This window comes from Faecalimicrobium dakarense (assembly GCF_000499525.1).
In the GTDB taxonomy this organism is placed as follows: Bacteria; Bacillota; Clostridia; order Peptostreptococcales; family Peptostreptococcaceae; genus Faecalimicrobium; species Faecalimicrobium dakarense.
The window spans coordinates 1-13,079 of sequence record NZ_HG529226.1; the positions used below are offsets into that span (position 1 = coordinate 1).

General features: G+C 28.8%; 15 protein-coding genes. All 15 read left to right on the top strand.

Annotation, left to right across the window (positions count from 1 at the left end; all coding sequences use genetic code 11):
- Positions 1-467: lipid II flippase MurJ (locus BN899_RS20030; RefSeq protein ID WP_278244936.1), on the top strand; the 467-nt coding region annotated here is incomplete at its 5' end.
- A gap of 1 nt (position 468) precedes the next feature.
- Entirely contained in the window at positions 469-1,104 is a 636-nt protein-coding gene (murJ, locus tag BN899_RS20035; RefSeq protein ID WP_052356452.1) for a murein biosynthesis integral membrane protein MurJ, read from the top strand.
- 298 nt (positions 1,105-1,402) lie between these two features.
- Positions 1,403-2,275 carry a UTP--glucose-1-phosphate uridylyltransferase GalU gene (gene galU / locus BN899_RS00140; RefSeq protein ID WP_042271193.1) on the top strand — a complete coding sequence of 291 codons (873 nt, stop codon included), beginning with the start codon at positions 1,403-1,405 and terminating at the stop codon, positions 2,273-2,275.
- A gap of 44 nt (positions 2,276-2,319) precedes the next feature.
- Positions 2,320-3,336, top strand: a complete 1,017-nt coding sequence (gene galE / locus BN899_RS00145; protein ID WP_042271196.1) for a UDP-glucose 4-epimerase GalE — start codon at positions 2,320-2,322, stop codon at positions 3,334-3,336.
- A 774-nt stretch (positions 3,337-4,110) separates the two neighbouring features.
- Positions 4,111-6,039 carry an OPT family oligopeptide transporter gene (locus BN899_RS00150; RefSeq protein WP_042271199.1) on the top strand — a complete coding sequence of 643 codons (1,929 nt, stop codon included), beginning with the start codon at positions 4,111-4,113 and terminating at the stop codon, positions 6,037-6,039.
- Complete coding sequence (locus BN899_RS00155) at positions 6,029-6,373, top strand: PqqD family peptide modification chaperone (protein WP_042271202.1); 345 nt, start codon at positions 6,029-6,031, stop codon at positions 6,371-6,373. The genes BN899_RS00150 and BN899_RS00155 overlap by 11 nt, the downstream gene beginning before the upstream one ends.
- Positions 6,374-6,580: 207 nt before the next feature.
- Positions 6,581-7,180: a 30S ribosomal protein S4 gene (gene rpsD, locus BN899_RS00160; RefSeq protein ID WP_042271205.1), complete on the top strand. Its 600-nt coding sequence runs from the start codon at positions 6,581-6,583 to the stop codon at positions 7,178-7,180.
- Between the two features lie 646 nt (positions 7,181-7,826).
- A complete protein-coding gene (locus BN899_RS00165; RefSeq protein ID WP_042271209.1) occupies positions 7,827-8,057 on the top strand; it encodes a cell wall-binding repeat-containing protein in 231 nt (76 codons plus the stop codon).
- Between the two features lie 175 nt (positions 8,058-8,232).
- Positions 8,233-9,174, top strand: a complete 942-nt coding sequence (locus BN899_RS00170) for a L,D-transpeptidase family protein (RefSeq protein WP_278244937.1) — start codon at positions 8,233-8,235, stop codon at positions 9,172-9,174.
- Complete coding sequence (locus BN899_RS19420) at positions 9,107-9,751, top strand: N-acetylmuramoyl-L-alanine amidase family protein (protein WP_052356454.1); 645 nt, start codon at positions 9,107-9,109, stop codon at positions 9,749-9,751. The genes BN899_RS00170 and BN899_RS19420 overlap by 68 nt, the downstream gene beginning before the upstream one ends.
- Before the next feature lie 347 nt (positions 9,752-10,098).
- Positions 10,099-10,836, top strand: a complete 738-nt coding sequence (locus BN899_RS00180) for a gamma-glutamyl-gamma-aminobutyrate hydrolase family protein (protein ID WP_042271213.1) — start codon at positions 10,099-10,101, stop codon at positions 10,834-10,836.
- Positions 10,837-10,863: 27 nt separating this feature from the next.
- A complete protein-coding gene (locus tag BN899_RS00185; protein ID WP_330362392.1) occupies positions 10,864-12,033 on the top strand; it encodes an APC family permease in 1,170 nt (389 codons plus the stop codon).
- Positions 12,033-12,170, top strand: a complete 138-nt coding sequence (locus BN899_RS20240) for a hypothetical protein (protein ID WP_330362393.1) — start codon at positions 12,033-12,035, stop codon at positions 12,168-12,170. Before BN899_RS00185 ends, BN899_RS20240 begins: the two co-directional genes overlap by 1 nt.
- A 199-nt stretch (positions 12,171-12,369) precedes the next feature.
- Positions 12,370-12,732 carry a PH domain-containing protein gene (locus tag BN899_RS00190; RefSeq protein ID WP_242824025.1) on the top strand — a complete coding sequence of 121 codons (363 nt, stop codon included), beginning with the start codon at positions 12,370-12,372 and terminating at the stop codon, positions 12,730-12,732.
- A 122-nt stretch (positions 12,733-12,854) separates the two neighbouring features.
- Positions 12,855-13,079: hypothetical protein (locus BN899_RS00195; RefSeq protein ID WP_042271216.1), on the top strand; the 225-nt coding region annotated here is incomplete at its 3' end.

Here is a 13,079-nt window from a genome sequence, read left to right on the forward strand (position 1 = left end):
AAAATAGATTTAATATTCCAGGATTGACAGGACTTCCATATAATATACTAATTATAATATCTATTATACTTAGTATAAAAATAAATATATTAATTTTACCAATAGGTTTGCTGGTAGCAGCATTAAGTCAATTTTTATTTCAATTTCCATTCGCATATAAAGAAGGATATATATATAAACCATATATAAATATAAAAGATGAGTATTTAAAAAAGGCAATGTATCTTTTATTGCCAGTAGTTATAGGTGTGGGTGTAAATCAAATAAATATAGTAGTAGACAAAAGCTTGGCATCAACTTTAGGTGATGGAATAATAACTATTTTAAATAGTGCAAATAGATTGAATGACTTTGTACAGGGTCTATTTATTGTAACTATAACAACAGTAATGTATCCATTATTATCAAACCTATCAAGTATAGGCAAGAATGAAGAATTTAAACAGAATATAAAAAAAATGCATTAACATGCTTATTATTTTAATAATACCGGTATCGATTGGAGCTATAGTATTATCTGAACCTGTTGTAAGAGTAGTGTTTGAAAGAGGAAAATTTGATTCAGTAGCAACTGAATTAACGTCAGTAGCTTTATCATATTACTCTATAGGTATGGTAGGTTTAGCTCTTAAAAGTATACTAGATAAAGTATTTTATTCATTAAAGGATACTAAGACACCAATGGTAAATGGAGCTTTAGCTATGGGAATAAATATATTATTAAACTTAATCCTTATCAATTTTATGGGGTATAAGGGTCTTGCTTTAGCCACAAGTATTTCATCGATTATATGTGTAATTCTATTATTTAGAAAATTAAAAAATAAAATTGGATACTTTGGTCAGGATAAAATAATTATGACATTAGTAAAATGTACTATTGCATCAAGTTTAATGGGAATAGTAGTTTACATTATGCATAAGTTTGTTGAGTTTAATTTTTATTTGAATAAAATTGGAGAAGTTATATCGTTATTTGCTTTTATTATAATAGGAGCTTTAATCTATGCTTTATCAATTAAGTTTATGAAAATAGAAGAATTTGATATTTTATTTGGGATATTTAAATCTAAATTAGATAAATTTAAGATATCATCAAAATGATGCTAAATCAGTATAAATTTAACTTTGACATCATAAAACATTTATATTAATATATTAAAAATAAATTGAATGTTAAGTAAGCATCGAGAGATTATTATCGAATAAAGAACGTTGCTTATAAACGTACTTATTTTAATTGATATAAACGCTAGAATATTCTAGTGTTTTTTTATGTGAAAAATTCAAAAATAGTATAAAATTTAGGTTTTAAAATAATAGTCGATAAATATACAAAGTTTGAAGAAATAGTATAAATATGGTATATTTAAGTGTAAATATAAAATTCGGAGGAATAACAATGACAGTTAAAAAAGCCATAATACCGGCTGCAGGACTTGGAACGAGATTTTTACCTGCAACAAAGTCTCAACCAAAGGAGATGCTTCCAATAGTAGATAAGCCGACGTTACAATATATAATCGAAGAGGCTATAAACTCAGGAATAGAAGAAATACTAATAATAACTGGGCGAAATAAAAAATCAATAGAAGATCACTTTGATAAATCTGTCGAACTTGAATTAGAGTTAGAACAAAAAGGAAAAGTAGAAATGTTAGATATGGTAAGGGATATATCTAATATGGTTAATATACATTATATAAGACAAAAAGAACCTAAAGGATTAGGACATGCTATACATTGTGCAAAGAGCTTCATAGGAGATGAACCTTTTGCGGTATTATTAGGGGATGATATAGTAGATAACGAAACTCCATGTTTAAAACAATTAATAAATGCTTATGATGAATATAAGACTAGTATATTAGGAGTTCAAGAAGTAGCTAAGGAAGATACTTGCAAATATGGAATATTAGATGTAAAACATATAGAAGATAGAGTATATAAAGTAAAAGATATGGTTGAAAAACCATCAGTTGAAGAAGCTCCATCAAATGTTGCTATACTAGGTAGATATATAATAACTCCAGCTATATTTGATATATTAGAAAATCAAGAACCAGGTAAAGGTGGAGAAATACAATTAACAGATGCGCTTAAAACTCTTGGTAAGCAAGAAGCAATTTATGCATATAACTTTGAAGGAAGAAGATACGACGTAGGGGATAAATTAGGGTTTTTAGAAGCTACAATAGACTTTGCTTTAAAAAGAGAAAATTTAAAAGACGATTTAATAAATTATATGAAGGAAGTTGTTAGTCAAAACGCTTAAATTAAATATAATAGTTTAAAATATATAGAAAGGTAGTGAATATTATGGCAGTTTTAGTAACTGGGGGAGCGGGCTATATAGGAAGCCATACATCAATAGAACTTTTAGAAAACGGCTATGAAGTAATTATCGTAGATAACTTAAGTAACAGTGATAGAATTGTAGTTGATAGAATAAAGGAGATAACTGGAAAAGAACCTAAATTTTATGAAATAGATACAACTGATAGAGAAAATCTAGAAATAGTATTTAAAGAAAATAAAATTGATTCAGTAATACATTTTGCTGCACTTAAGGCAGTAGGTGAATCTGTTCAAATGCCACTTGAATACTATTCTAACAATTTAATAAATACATTAGTAGTTCTTGATTTAATGAAAAAGTATGATGTTAAAAAGTTTGTATTTAGTTCATCTGCTACAGTTTATGGAGATCCTCACACATGTCCGATATTAGAAGATTTTCCATTATCAGTAACTAATCCTTATGGAAGAACTAAGTTAATGGTAGAAGATATGCTAAGAGATATTTGTTACGCAGATAAGACTATAGATGTAGCTATACTTAGATACTTTAATCCAATAGGAGCTCATAAAAGTGGGAGAATAGGTGAAGAGCCAAGCGGAATTCCAAATAATATAATGCCATATATAACTAAGGTTGCAATAGGACAACTTCCACATTTAAATGTATTTGGAAATGATTATAAAACACCTGATGGAACAGGGGTTAGAGATTATATACATGTGCTAGATTTAGCTAGTGGGCACGTTAAGGCGCTAGAGAAATTAAATGAAAATCCAGGGCTAGTAACATATAATTTAGGAACTGGCAAAGGTTATAGTGTATTAGAACTAGTTAATGCACTTGAAAAAGCAAGTGGTATAGAAATACCATATAAAATAACTTCAAGAAGAGAAGGAGACATTGCATCATGTTATGCAGATCCTTCAAAAGCAGAGAAAGAACTTGGCTGGAAAGCAAAGTACGAAATAGATGAAATGTGTGAAGATTCTTGGAGATGGCAAAGTAATAACCCAAATGGATATAAAGAAAATTAATTTTTTAAATAATTAAACAAAAAGACCTTCTAGAAGTAGAATGCCTACAATAGAAGGTCTTTTTTATATTGGAAAAAGTATAAATGTAAAAAATTATAAAAAAACTGAAATAATAATGATTTTCATTTGCATTTATTTAAAATTATGCTATAATAATATTAAGCTAGTAAATGACATTAATATTCCACCAAAGAATATTTAATAGCCATGATCATTTACACCTTATATATTAATAAACAAATTAATATAATTACACAAACATTCTCTTAATTAAATTTATGGAAAAAGCCACGGAACAGCACGCCGTGGCTTTTTTTATTTAAACGAATAAAAAAGTATAAAAAAGGAATATTAAAAATAAAATTAAAAATTTAGTAAGTTGAATTTATATCATTGTACGATATAGTAAAAGCTATAATTTTAACAATAATAAAGCTTGTGGTGTAGGTAAATAGTACATAAAAATTTAAATTATAAAATTAAACTACAACTCTTAAAGTTGATACAGAAATAGATTGTAAAGTATTACTTTTAAGAGGATTTTTAATTTTAGACTAAAATGAATGTATATTGATTTTAAATTAAAATGAATGTATAATTAATTCTCAGATTGGATAGAAATAGGAATAAGTATTTTTATAAAAATAAGTCCAATAAAGTTGTATAATATCATAAAAAGTAAAATTTTAAATAATAGTAAAAATTGAAAAAAAGTAAAAATTTGAAGAAATATGATATAATAATAACAACTAAATGAAGAGAGGATGAACTTTAATGAGTAGTAAAAAATTACCTAAAGAAGCTTATGGAGGGGTATCTGGAAAAGATTACGTTCCTTACATAACAGACAAATCTAAAACTGGTGCAAACGTAGCTGTATTAATTATTGGAATTATTTTAGCAGTTATATTCTCAGCATCAACAGCATATTCAGGTATGAAAGCTGGGCTTACAGTTGCTGCTGGTATACCAGGGTCTATAATAGGTTCTGCATTTATAGCAGCATTTGCTAGTAAAAAAGGTATACTAGGAAAAAATATAGTACAAGGTATGGCAAGTGGTGGAGAATCAGTTGCTAGTGGTATGATTTTCGTATTACCGGCTGTTTTATTAGTTGGTAGTCAAGTTACTTTTTTAGAAGGATTACTAGTTGGAGTAGGTGGAGTTTTATTCGGTATAGGAATTGCATCGCTTGTTCACAATTACTTAATTGTTGAAGAACATGGAAAACTTATGTATCCAGAATCAATGGCTATTTCTGAAACACTTGTTGCTTCAGAAGCAGGTGGAGATTCAATGAAGTACATGGGTATAGGGTTTGGAATAAGTGGAATTATTACTGTATTAACAGGTTCATTCTTAAATGTAGCTAATAATGTTATAAGCTTTTTCGGAAGTAAATTTTACAAGTGGAAATTTGAGGTTGAAGTTAACCCACTTCTTTTAGGAATAGGGTTTATAGTAGGACTAGAAGTAGCATTAACAATGTTTGCTGGTTCTATATTATCTCACTTTGGTATTATGCCTTTAATAGGATACTTTACTGATATGGCAGGAGAAGGTGCTAAAGTATGGAATGACCCTTCAATGGCTATAAACCAAATGGATGTAAATGCAATAGCTGGTAACTATGTAAAATATATAGGAGCTGGTATGATGCTTTGTGGTGGTATAATTGGTGCAGTTAAACTTATACCAACTATAATAGCTTCTGTAAAAGAAACACTTAATGCAAAATCAGCATCAGGTGATGGTGAAGGTGGAACTGCTATTCAAACTATAATATTATTAGCAGGAGTTGTAGTAGCATTTGTAGCAGGATTTTTCATTTCAGGAAATATGACAATGGCAATTGTTGGAGCAATTGTATCGCTTATATTAGCAGCACTATTTGTTATAGTTGCTGGACGTTTAACAGGTACTATAGGAACATCAAACCTTCCTGTATCTGGTATGACAATAGCATCTTTAGTTATAGCAACATTAGTATTCGTTATAATGGGATGGAAAGACTTAGCAGATAATAAATCGTTATTATTATTCGGTACATTTATAGTTGTTGCTATTTCAATAGCAGGTGGTTATAGCCAATCTCAAAAGGTAACATATATAATGGGTGGTAGCAAAACTGAAATGCAAAAATATTTCACAATAGCTGGTATAGTAGGTGTAATAGTTGTTGTAGGTACAATAGTATTACTTTCAGGACAACTTGCAATTACAGGAAATAATCCTCCATTTGCATTACCTCAAGCAAACTTAATATCAACACTTACTTCAGGTATTATGTCTGGACAATTACCTTGGCCTATGATTATTGTTGGTGTGTTTATGGCTATAGTTTTATACTTCTTAGACTTACCAATAATGACTATTGCTATAGGATTCTATTTACCAATTGCAACAACTTCTATAATACTAGTAGGAGCATTAATCCGTGTATTAGTTGAAAAAACTTCTAAGAGCGAAAAAGAAAAAGAAGCTAAAGTTTCAAATGGTATAAGTTTATCATCTGGTCTTGTTGCAGGTGGTTCTATAATAGGATTAATAGGTATAATATTACAGGTATCAGGTGTTATAAAAGGAGCTGGACCTACTGGTTTCGCTGCTGGAAATACAATGGCTATAATATTATTAGTAGTATTATCAGTATTAACTGCATTACCAATCATGACATCTAAGGTAAGAGATAATGACAAGTAATGATGATGTTTTAAGTTTGGTATTCAAAAAAAATGAAGATATTGAATATGAATTAAATGGTGAAAATATTGTTACAATACTTGAAAAGCAAGATCATAAAATTCAAAGGTTTTTTAGAAAATTAAAATTAAAAATCCCGAAGTATAAAAAGATTGAGCTTGATAAATATGGTAGTTATATTTTTCTACAAATTGATGGAAAAAAAACTGTTAAGGAGTTAGGGGAAGATTTAGAACTAAAGTATGGCGAAAAAGCTTACCCACTTTATGAAAGATTGCTTCTTTTCTTAAACCATATATGTGAAAACTGTAACTATATTGAAAAGCTAAATTAATAATATAATAAAACCTCAGAATCTATTGTTAATATAAATAACAATAAGTTTTGAGGTTTTTATATATTAATAATTATTATGTACTTAATTGATATTATTAATAAAATGATAATGAAATTCATTTACATAATTTAAAAAATATGATATATTAATTCTAGGCTTAAAGTTATCGCGGCAAATTTTCTAATTTTAAGGAGAATGATAATTATGGCAAAAATGATGGGACCTAGATTTAAACAATGTAGGAGATTAGGAATTAACGTATGTGGACATCCAAAAGCTATGGATAGAGCTACAAAAGGAACTTCTAGAGCAGATAAGAAATTATCACCATATGGAGTTCAATTACTAGAAAAGCAAAGATTAAGAGCGTACTATGGAGTATTAGAAAAGCAATTTTCTAATTACGTTAAGAAGGCTATGAAATCTAAAGAATCTACAGGTACATTTTTAGTACAAATGTTAGAATGTAGATTAGATAACTTAGTTTACAGACTAGGATTAGCAAGCTCTATAAGACAAGCTAGACAAATGGTAGTTCATGGACACATATTAGTTAATGGTAAAAAAGTTGATATACCTTCTTATGGTGTATCTATAGGAGAGATTATATCTTTAAGAGAAAAATCTCAAGATAATACATTATTTAAAGACAGTTTTCAAAATAATGCCCTTAGCCAATACCCATATATAACTAAGGACTTAGAAAGTTTCTCAGGTACACTTATAAGAAAACCTGAAAGACAAGAAATTCCAATTGAAATAGACGATATTTTAGTTGTTGAATACTACTCAAAACTTAAGTAATTAAAGTTATCAAATCAAAAACCTTCTATGGAAGAAATATCTTCTGTAGAAGGTTTTTTATTTATTTAACTACGAATTTGTAAATATACGGAATGTTTATATAAAACTTTAGTAAAAATACAAAAAAAGTATTCGACAAAAAACGACAATCAAGAATATTGGAAATTCAATGAGGTATTAAGAATATGAAGTTTATAAATTATATAAATGTCGAAATATGAAGGAATTGTTTTATTGTAAAATGAATTATTTATAAATATAATGAGAATGTAAGAAATGAATTCGACAATAAAGGGGAAAGAATGCCAAAAAATGACATTTAATAAAAAGAATTCAAATATCAGATTTTAAAGTAAGTTGAGATGGATTAGGGAGAGTTCATTTACAATTTACAACTGATAAAGATTTAGATTTAAGACTAAACAAAAGCTTACCTATGATGAAAACCTAAATGATGAAAAGGGAAATAAATGCGGACTTGGGAGTACTGTATTTAAAGCAGAGCAATATTAAAATATAAATCTAAAGTTAAACAGTAAAGATAATATAATAATAAGGGTAATAGAAAATAAAACATGGTCAAACTACCTAAATGATATAGCGGGAGTACAATGTTGGTAGAGGGGAAGTAGTAAAGATCAATTAAGTGGGAATAAAGACTGTTGTAACTACTGGGGAATTTGTAGAAAAAGAAGTAGATAAGTTAATAGGGGAATCGATTTCGCCAAAAGGAAAATGCGAAAAGTCATACTTAGTAGATAAAAATAAAGTAATAGATGACATAAAAGAATGGTTAGAAGAAAATATAACTGAGGTGGATATAATTGGTGGGGAAACTGTTGTATCTAAAGAAGTTGAATTATTAACTAAAAAATAATTAACTATAAAGCGTCTTAATATAAGACGCTTTATTTTTTTTCGATAAATTAATTGCAAAAATATAAAATTAACTGATAGAAAATGTTACAAATACCTAAAAAACTGAGAAATAAAACTAAAGGAAAAACCTCTAGAACCCTTGAAATATAAGGAAGATGGGAGGGGATAGCACATTGAAAAAGAAGATTAGAAAGTGCATGGTATTCTTAATTACAGCATGCTTAATATTTAGTTGGTCAATTGGAGTTTCAGAAGCTGCAAGCAACCATTTAATAATCATAAATACCAAAACCAATAAAATGGGATACTATGTAAATAATAAATTCGTAAAAGAATTTAGAGTAGCTACAGGTAAGAAAAGTACTCCAACACCACAGGGAAAAAGCAAAATAGTAAACAAGATAAAAAATAGACCATATTACTCAGGAGGAATACCAGGTGGAGACCCTAGAAACCCATTGGGAGATAGGTGGTTAGGTCTTCAGTTAAAAGGAACTTATGGAACAACATATGGCATTCATGGAAATAACAATGAAAGCTCAATTGGTAAATCTGTATCTGGTGGATGCATAAGAATGCACAATAAAGATGTAAGATGGCTATTTGACCAAGTTACAACTGGAACAGATGTAATATTAAAGTCAACAAATGAAAGTTACAAACAAATAGCAGCAAGATATAATATAAAACTATACGATAAAGGTGAAAATCCAGCGCCACCAATAAAAACAGGATGGCAAATAATAGATAATAAAAAATATTACTACGATTCAAAAGGAAAGAAAGTAACTGGATGGCAAACTATAAGTTCAAAGAAATATTACTTCGATGGAAGTGGAGTAATGCAAACAGGATTTAAAACTGTGGACAACAAAACTTATTATCTAGGTAATGATGGAATAATGAGAAGCGGATGGCAAACTATAAACAATAATAGATATTACTTCAATTCAGATGGCGAAATGCAAAAGGGATGGCAAACTATAAATAACAATAAATATTACTTTGATAATGATGGTGTAATGCAAAAAGGATGGAAGACAATAGATGGTAAAAAAATATTACCTAAAATCAGATGGAGTATTAGCAGTAGGAGTTCAAAATGTAGATGGTAAAATATATTACTTTGATAATAATGGCCAAATAGGTTCAGGATGGCAAACTTATCAAAATAAAAAATACTACTTCAATAATGAAGGAATTGCTGTAACAGGATGGCAAACTATAGACGGTAAAAAGTATTACTTCAACCCAGATGGAACAATGGCAACAGGAGTAAATACAATAGATGGAACAACTTATTACTTTGATAACAATGGTCAATTAGGTTCAGGATGGCAAAGTAGTGAAGGATATAAGTATTACTTCAATAATGAAGGAGTAGCTTTAACAGGATGGCAAGATATAGAAGGTAAAAGATATTACTTCAACCCAGATGGAACAATGCAACAAAGATGGGAAGAATTAAACGGAAATATGTATTACTTTAATCAAGATGGTAGTATGCAAACAGGATGGGCAACAATACATGAAAATAAATACTACTTTAATGAAGAAGGAGTAATGCAAATAGGACTTCAAAATATAGATGGTAATCAATATTACTTCTATGAAGATGGAAAAATGGCTGTTAATACAGTAGTTGAAGATGGAATAGTAGTAGATGAAAATGGAATAGCTACACAAATGTAATAAAAAGGTACTTACACTTAATGTAAGTACCTTTTTAATATAAGGAAATTATAATTTCCTATCATATAAACTTTAGCAACGGACCTGATTTTTGGGTCGTTTGAGCCACGTGTGGGCGAACTACTTGAGCGACATAAAGAGTAGCGCCCAAGCAGTGGCTTAAGCGAAGCGAATTTTAAATTTATTTAGATTTCGAACATATTTAAAATACTAATGTACAGCTACATATATCTAATTTGTTAAAAGTAAAGCATGAATATTAGATTTTACTTAGGCATAATAATTGTTTATCAGATTTATTGTAAGCTAAATATTAATTTTATCTAATGATAGGAGTGCATTAAATTATGAAAAGCAATAAAAAGCCAGTAATAGGAATCTCAGGTAGTTTAATAATTGATGAAGGAGGAATGTTTCCAGGATATGAAAGAGCATATGTAAACAATGACTATGTACAATCAGTTGCCATGTGCAAAGCAGTACCCTACATAGTGCCAATGGTTTATGATGATGAAATAATAAAAGAACAAGTAGAAAATATAGACGCTCTTATATTATCTGGAGGGCATGACGTAAATCCGCTAAACTGGGGAGAAGAACCTCATCAAAAACTAGGTGGAATTTTACCAAAAAGAGATACATACGACTTTAAATTATTAAAATTTGCTTTAGAAATGAAAAAGCCTATTTTAGGGATATGTAGAGGAGAACAAGTTATAAACGTGTTTGGTGGAGGTAGTTTACACCAAGATTTATCTTTAATAGATGGATGTTATATAAAACATAATCAACAGCATTTATCTAATGTAGCCACACATACAGCAATTATAAAAGAAAATACAAAGTTATATGAAATACTAGGGGAAAAAGAAATACATGTTAATAGTTTCCACCACTTAGCGTCAAACAAAATAGCCAATGGATATATAGTTTCAGCAGTATCTAAAGATGGAGTAGTTGAAGCTATAGAAAAAGAAGGAGAAGACTTTGTAATAGGAATTCAATGGCATCCAGAAATGATGTCTAAGGATCATCCTTTAATGCAAAAGTTATTTAAAGCGTTAGTAGATGAAGCAGCTAAGTAAAAATAAATAAATTTATGGAGGAACACTATGGGAGATAGTAAAAAATTAGGGTTTTGGAGTATTGTTCTTTTAGGTATAAATGCAATTATAGGTTCTGGTATATTTGGATTACCAGGAGAAGCTTATAAGATGATAGGGCCTGCAAGTATAATTGTATTAGTATTTTGTATGATTCTTGCAGTATCTATTGCTCTTTGTTTTGCTGAAGCTGGTAGTTGGTTTGATGAAAATGGAGGGCCTTACCTTTATGCTAAAGAAGCTTTTGGTGAATTTATAGGATTTGAAGTTGGATTTATGAAATGGGCTATTGGTATGATAGCTTGGGCTGCAATGGCAAACTTCTTTGCTATAACAATATCTACAGTTTGGCCCCAAGCAGCAGATCCATTTACTAAAAATATTATAATTGGAGTAGTAATAATTGTACTTGGAATAGTAAATATAATGGGTGTTCAAGCATCTAAGGTATTAAATGACATAATAACAATTGGTAAACTTGTTCCATTAATATTTTTTATAGTGATCGGTATATTCTTTATAAAAGGTTCTAACTTTACACCATTTGTAATAGTTCCAAAAGGAGAAGGAACAACTACAGCATTTGTTGCAGCATCAATATCTTTATTTTATGCATTTACTGGATTTGAATCTTTAGCAGTTGCAGCTAAGGATATGCATAATCCTAAAGAAAACGTTCCAAAGGCATTAATAACTGTAATGGCGATAGTATCAATAGTATATATATTTGTATTAGCAATAAGTGTAGGAATATTGGGGCCACAATTAAGTGGAGCTGCTACTCCAGTAGCAGATGCTGCAAAATCAATGATTGGTAATGTAGGAGTTTATATAATAACAATAGGAACAGTAGTATCTGTTGGAGGAATTAATATAGCTGCATCTTTCCTTACACCAAGATCAGGAGTTGCTTTAGCAGAGCAAGGATTAGTTCCAAAATGTATAGCTAAAAATAATAAAAAAGGAGCTCCATATATAGCTATAATAATAACAGTTATAGGAACTTTATTAATAGCTTGGTCAGGCTCATTTAAATTCTTATTACAGATAAGTGTTATATCTAGATTTATACAATATATACCTACTTGTATAGCTGTATTAGTATTTAGAAAAAATATTCTGATAAAGAAGTTAAGTTTAGAATACCAGGAGGAGCATTTGTTCCTGTATTTGCAGTAGTGGTTAGTTTATGGTTATTAGTAGAAGCTGGAATAGCTGAGCCAATGAAGATTGTTTGGGGGCTAGGTGGATTATTAATAGCTACACCATTTTATTTCTATATGACAAAATCAAATAAACTTCAAGAGAATAAATAATATTAATTAAAATAACCTTTTCAAAATAGGCATAAGTAATATACTTAACTATTTTGGAAAGGTTACTTATTTTTTTATATAAAAAATAGATATTAATCCCTAAAAAGAGCAATTTAGTCCATTTTAAGAAGAAAATATAGAAATTTATGTTAATATTATAATGATATGCAAAAATCAATTTGAGAGGATGTGAGATATTGTGGAATACGAGGATTTAAGTATTAAGGCTAAAAAATCATGGTTTGTTGCAAGGTTAATAACTACTGTTATAGTAAGTACTATTTTAATAGTTGGTGTGTGGTTTAGTGTTTATAATATGAAATTTGAGTATGCAGTTATGTTTGAAAAGCCAATAAATATATCTGTTGCTATTATTATTTTATTACTACTTGTAAATACATTTATATATCCTATTATAGAATATAAACAGTGGAAATATATTATAAATAAAGACAAAGTTGATTTTATACATGGTATATATAATAAAAAAAGAACTATAGTTCCAATGATTAGAATACAGCATATAGTTATAACTGAAGGCTTTATAAATAGATTTTTTTAATCTTGCAAATATAGATATCCATACAGCAGGGGGAGTACATACAATACCAAATATAGAATTAGAAAAAGCTAAAGAGATAAGCGAATATTTAAAGGATAAAATACATAAGAAGGTGGAAGGTTATGATGCTAGAATCGACTAGAAACCATTGGTCTAGTGTAATCACAAATACTTTTAAAAATATAATTAGTAATATTATATTTATAGTTTTACTTAATCAGTGGCTAAGTGATTATATTATTTTAATTGCTGTATTAATAATTGGTATTGATATTGTAGTTGCTATTTTAAGTTGGAGAAACAATGCTTTTTATATAAAAGATAATATATTATTTGTACAAAGTGGT

Excerpts from the sequence above, each read along its gene's own strand:
- BN899_RS19420 (WP_052356454.1), top strand. The coding sequence starts at position 9,107 with ATGGTAAAAAAATATTACCTAAAATCAGATGGAGTATTAGCAGTAGGA.
- BN899_RS00155 (WP_042271202.1), top strand. The coding sequence starts at position 6,029 with ATGACAAGTAATGATGATGTTTTAAGTTTGGTATTCAAAAAAAATGAA.
- BN899_RS00180 (WP_042271213.1), top strand. The coding sequence starts at position 10,099 with ATGAAAAGCAATAAAAAGCCAGTAATAGGAATCTCAGGTAGTTTAATA.
- galE (WP_042271196.1), top strand. The coding sequence starts at position 2,320 with ATGGCAGTTTTAGTAACTGGGGGAGCGGGCTATATAGGAAGCCATACA.
- rpsD (WP_042271205.1), top strand. The coding sequence starts at position 6,581 with ATGGCAAAAATGATGGGACCTAGATTTAAACAATGTAGGAGATTAGGA.
- galU (WP_042271193.1), top strand. The coding sequence starts at position 1,403 with ATGACAGTTAAAAAAGCCATAATACCGGCTGCAGGACTTGGAACGAGA.
- BN899_RS00150 (WP_042271199.1), top strand. The coding sequence starts at position 4,111 with ATGAGTAGTAAAAAATTACCTAAAGAAGCTTATGGAGGGGTATCTGGA.
- BN899_RS00185 (WP_330362392.1), top strand. The coding sequence starts at position 10,864 with ATGGGAGATAGTAAAAAATTAGGGTTTTGGAGTATTGTTCTTTTAGGT.
- murJ (WP_052356452.1), top strand. The coding sequence starts at position 469 with ATGCTTATTATTTTAATAATACCGGTATCGATTGGAGCTATAGTATTA.